Source organism: Pseudoxanthomonas sp. LjRoot204_2, assembly GCF_056175765.1.
This window is the reverse complement of the sequence record NZ_JBGFFG010000725.1, coordinates 1-1,065: the sequence shown is the minus strand read 5'-3', so window position 1 is coordinate 1,065 and position 1,065 is coordinate 1. Positions and strand designations below refer to the sequence as shown.

1 protein-coding gene is annotated in these 1,065 nt (G+C 64.2%); it reads right to left on the bottom strand.

Going from position 1 to position 1,065, the window contains the following annotated elements; all coding sequences use genetic code 11:
- Nucleotides 1–518 (bottom strand): AarF/UbiB family protein (locus tag AC04L7_RS19420; RefSeq protein WP_475513806.1); only part of this gene is annotated, 518 nt, incomplete at its 3' end.
- Nucleotides 519–1,065: the final 547 nt, after the last annotated feature.

The window sequence follows — 1,065 nt, the reverse complement described above, 5'->3', positions numbered from 1 at the left end:
GCCGTATCGGTGATGCCGCGCAGCAGCTCGAGGTCGCTCATCAGCTGCTGCGCCACGCCGGGCCGTTGCACCTTCACCGCCACCTCGCGGCCGTCGCGCAGCGTGGCGCGATGCACCTGCGCCAGCGAGGCGCAGCCCAGCGGGGTTTCGTCGAAGCTGGCGTAGGCCTTGCTGATGCGCACGCCCAGCGATTCCTCTACCTGTTCACGGATCACCTCGAACGGCACCGGGGACACTTTCTCCTGCATCCGCTCCAGTGCGGACGCGTACGCGGGCGGCACCAGGTCCGGACGCGTGGACAGCATCTGGCCCAGCTTCACGAACGTAGGTCCCAATGCTTCAAGTTCGTCGGCGAAGCGTTCCGGACTGCCCTCTTCCACCGCGTCGGCTTCCAGCATCGCCGGCTCAAGCGTCAGTCCGTGGAAGACGCCGGATTTCCGGTAACGGAACAGGAAATGCAGGATGGCCGCGCGACGGGAAAGCTTGCCCTCGCTCGGCGGTAGGGGGGCGGTAGTCATGCATGTGCCTCGTGTCGATCCATGACGGATTGTTCGCGCAGYCGGTGAGCATCGGGTGAATGTCGAGGCCGCCACATCACGCTTCCATCACCACGCATGCCTGCCATCGAGCCGATCACAAGACCACGGCGATCCCGACAGGCAATCCGTGTCCCCACTGAATCCCGGCAGCGATGCTCAGGATGCCAGTACCCACGACAAGTACCGCAACTATGACGTGCACAGCGAAGAATCGAATAGCCCAAAGCCGCCGCGCAGCGGACGCCCGGATCCGGAGAAGGGCTATCCGGACGTGCATCGGAAGGCACGCCATAGAGGGCGTCGACTACGGCGGGAGAGCCACCAAGCGTTTCGTGCGCCACTGTGCCCTGCGCTGCGGCGTGGGCCCGAGCACTGGTTGCTGAAGTATGACGAGCCACAAATCCTGTCCGGCAAGTAGGCGAGCGCACTCATGCAGATGCCCGCTCAGGGTTGGAACCCGATAGGGTCCCACCAACACTATGCTTGATTGCCGTCCAAGCGAGCCGGCAAAGGCAGTTGTCGAAAC